Source organism: Actinoalloteichus spitiensis RMV-1378 (assembly GCF_000239155.1).
GTDB classification, from domain to species: domain Bacteria; phylum Actinomycetota; class Actinomycetes; order Mycobacteriales; family Pseudonocardiaceae; genus Actinoalloteichus_B; species Actinoalloteichus_B spitiensis.
The window spans coordinates 1-2,914 of sequence record NZ_AGVX02000638.1 but is presented as its reverse complement, the minus strand read 5'-3'; the positions used below and the strand labels follow the sequence as shown (position 1 = coordinate 2,914).

The following is a 2,914-nucleotide window of genomic DNA, read 5'->3' as shown; positions in this document are numbered from 1 at the left end:
CCCGGCGGCCCGCCACTCGCGGGCGGCGGCCACCACGGCGGGCAGCCCCTCCTCGAGGTCCGCGCCGAGCTCCACCCCCGCCAGCCAGGCGGCGTCCTCCACCGACAGCTTCAGCAGCCCGACGTCCGGAAGCCAACCGAGGAACCGGCGCCGGTACGCGGCCGCGTCCCCGATCATCTCCGCCCTGATGTTCGGGTCGAGGGCCACCAGCGTTCCCCTGGCCGACTCACGGCGCAGCAGGGCCTCGTACCGGCTCGCACCGGGTTCGAGGACCATGCCCAGCGTGCCGAGGCACACCGCCCGCGTCCCGGCTGGCAGCGGGCCCGGGTCGGCGACCATCCGGTCGGCCGTGCCCTCCACGTAGAAGCTGTACCGGGCCGAACCGTCCTCGCCCAGCCCCACCACCGCCAGCGTGGTGGGCTCCTGACCGCGCTGGAGCAGGGACAGGTCCACCCCCGACGAGTCGAGCCGGTCCACCAGCGCACGCCCGAAGGCGTCCTCGGACACCCTCGACAGGAACGCGACCCTCGTGTCCAACAGCGCCAACGCGATGGCCACGTTGTACGGGCCACCACCCAGCCGCGGCGACAGGTCCGCCAGCGCGGTCGTCCCGGCCTGGTCCGGGCTCGCGACCGGCACCAGGTCCACCAGCGCCTCACCACCAACGACGATCACGTCAGGCCTCGCGGTAGTAGGGGTCGACGACCACGTGCTCGCCGCGGGTCTCGTCGAACCGGGCGACCTCGCGCCCGCCGACGAAGGTCCGCAGCGCGCGGTTCATGATGTCCAGCGGGTCACCGGACCACAGCACCACGTCCCCGTCGAGCCCGGGGCGCAGCGAACCGACCCTGTCGTCCAGCCCCATGATGCTGGCCGGGTTCACCGTGAGGGAACGCAGCGCCTCGGCCGGGTCGAGACCCTCCTTGACCGAGAGCGCCGCCTGGTAGACGAGGAACTCGATCGGCACCACCGGGTGGTCGGTCATGATCGCGATCCGCACGCCCGCCCTGGCGAGGATGCCCGGGTTGCGCAATCCCCTGTTGCGCACCTCGACCTTCGACCGGCTGGTGAACAGCGGACCGATGATGACCGGGACGTCCCGCTCCGCCAGCAGGTCGGCGATGAGGTGCCCCTCGGTGCCGTGGTTGACCACCAGCCGGTAGCCGAACTCGTCGGCCAGGCGGATCGCGGTGGCGATGTCGTCGGCGCGGTGCGTGTGCTGGCACCACGGGATCTCCCGGTCGAGGACCCGGACGAGGATCTCCGAGGTCGCGTCGCGCTCGAAGGGGTCCCCCTTCTCCCGCGCCGCCGCGCGCTTCTCGCGGTAGTCCTGCGCCTTCAGGAAAGCGTCCCGGATGACGGCCGCCACGCCGAGACGGGTGGAGGGGAGGCGCTTCTGCTCCCCGTAGACCCGCTTGGGGTTCTCGCCGAGCGCGCTCTTCACGCTGACCGGATGCCGCAGCAGCATCTCGTCGACGGTGCGGCCCCAGTTCTTCACGGCGACGGTCTGCCCGCCGATCGGGTTGCCCGAGCCCGGCTTGATGACCGAGGTGGTCACCCCGCCGGCCAGCGCGTCCCGGAAACCCTGCTCCGCAGGGTTGATCCCGTCGAGCGCCCGCAGTCGGCCGCCGTTGGGATCGGTCATCTCGTTGGTGTCGTTGCCGGCCCAGCCCTCGCCCTCCTCGTGCACGCCGAGGTGAGCGTGCGACTCCACGAAACCGGGAAGCACCCACTGGCCCGAGGCGTCCACAATGGACACACCGGCGGGCACCTCGACCGACGAGTCCGGACCGACGGCCGTGATCCTGCCGTCCTGGATGAGAACGGTGCCGCCGCTGATCGGTTCCCCGTCAACCGGCACCACGTATCCGCCACGAATCGCCACATTCATGGTTAGCAACGCTAACGGCACCGGTCCCGGCCGTCGCCAGGCCCCGGCCTACACCGACCGCAGCCCCCAGGACCCGGTCCAACGCTCCCCCGGGGCGAGCGTGAGCAGGTCCGTACCGGAGTTGAGCGCGTCGGGCGGACTGGTCACCGGCTCGATCGCCACCGCGAGGCCCCGCCCGGGGTAGTCGTCAGGGGTGAAGACCTGCACCCACCCGAACACCGGCTCCGCCCAGATGTCCACGCCGGTCCCGTCCGGCGCCAGGACCTGGTGGTGGACCAGCCCGTCCGCTCCCGGGCGGCACCCGCCGAAGGCGGTGTCGAGACGGGTCGCGCCCAGCGGGCGCGGGACCCGGAAGTCGTGGTCGGTACCGGCCACCGGGACCGGCGGCCCGGTGGGCAACAGGCGATCGTCGACCGGCAACCGCGTCTCGGCGGCGAGCCGGATCAGGCAGTCCTCGGTGCGGGCGTGCCCGGCACGGGGGAACGGGTGGGCGCCGACGCCGAAGGGAGTCGGGCGGTCCCCGAGGTTCTCCACGCCGTAGGTGACGGTCAAGCCGTCGTCGGACAACGCGTAGGCGAGGGTGGCGGCCAGGGCGACGGGCCAGCCCGGTTGGGGGTTGACGGTGGTCGCGAAGAGGATCGACGAGGTGGTCCGCTCCCGGACCTCCCAGGACACGGTCCTGGTCAGGCCGTGGATGGCGTTGTGCCGCCTGGGCTCGGTCAGCGCGAGCTGCTGCGGTTCCCCGTCCAGGCTCCAGCGGCCGTCCGCCACCCGGTTCGCCCACGGCACCAGCTGAGTCCCCGACCCGTACGGCGGCAGGACGTCCTCGGGGTAGGTCTCGAGCAGCGGCCGGCCGTCCACTTCGAACACCCGGATCGCGGCGCCGACCTCGGTGAGTACGCAGCGACTGGAACCGTGCGCGATCTCGAACTGGGTTCCGGTGACCGGACGAATGCTCATGGCGCGAGTCAACCACCGCCAGCTGTCCCGCTGTCAACCATCCTGGCCGGCACCCGCCGAGTT

Annotated in this window: 3 protein-coding genes; all 3 read right to left on the bottom strand. The window is 72.2% G+C overall.

Annotated features, from left to right (window positions below; all coding sequences use genetic code 11):
- Nucleotides 1–675, bottom strand: a 675-nt coding sequence (locus ACTIDRAF_RS0223170; protein ID WP_016701087.1) for a PfkB family carbohydrate kinase, incomplete at its 3' end; no start/stop codon positions are given.
- A gap of 1 nt (nucleotide 676) precedes the next feature.
- Entirely contained in the window at nucleotides 677–1,891 is a 1,215-nt protein-coding gene (locus ACTIDRAF_RS0223165; RefSeq protein ID WP_026066416.1) for an amidohydrolase, read from the bottom strand.
- A gap of 48 nt (nucleotides 1,892–1,939) precedes the next feature.
- A complete protein-coding gene (locus ACTIDRAF_RS0223160; protein ID WP_016701085.1) occupies nucleotides 1,940–2,851 on the bottom strand; it encodes an aldose 1-epimerase family protein in 912 nt (303 codons plus the stop codon).
- Between the last annotated feature and the right edge of the window lie 63 nt (nucleotides 2,852–2,914).

Bases quoted from the DNA above. Each gene is read 5' to 3' on its own strand.
- ACTIDRAF_RS0223165 (WP_026066416.1), bottom strand. From the start codon at position 1,891: ATGAATGTGGCGATTCGTGGCGGATACGTGGTGCCGGTTGACGGGGAA.
- ACTIDRAF_RS0223160 (WP_016701085.1), bottom strand. From the start codon at position 2,851: ATGAGCATTCGTCCGGTCACCGGAACCCAGTTCGAGATCGCGCACGGT.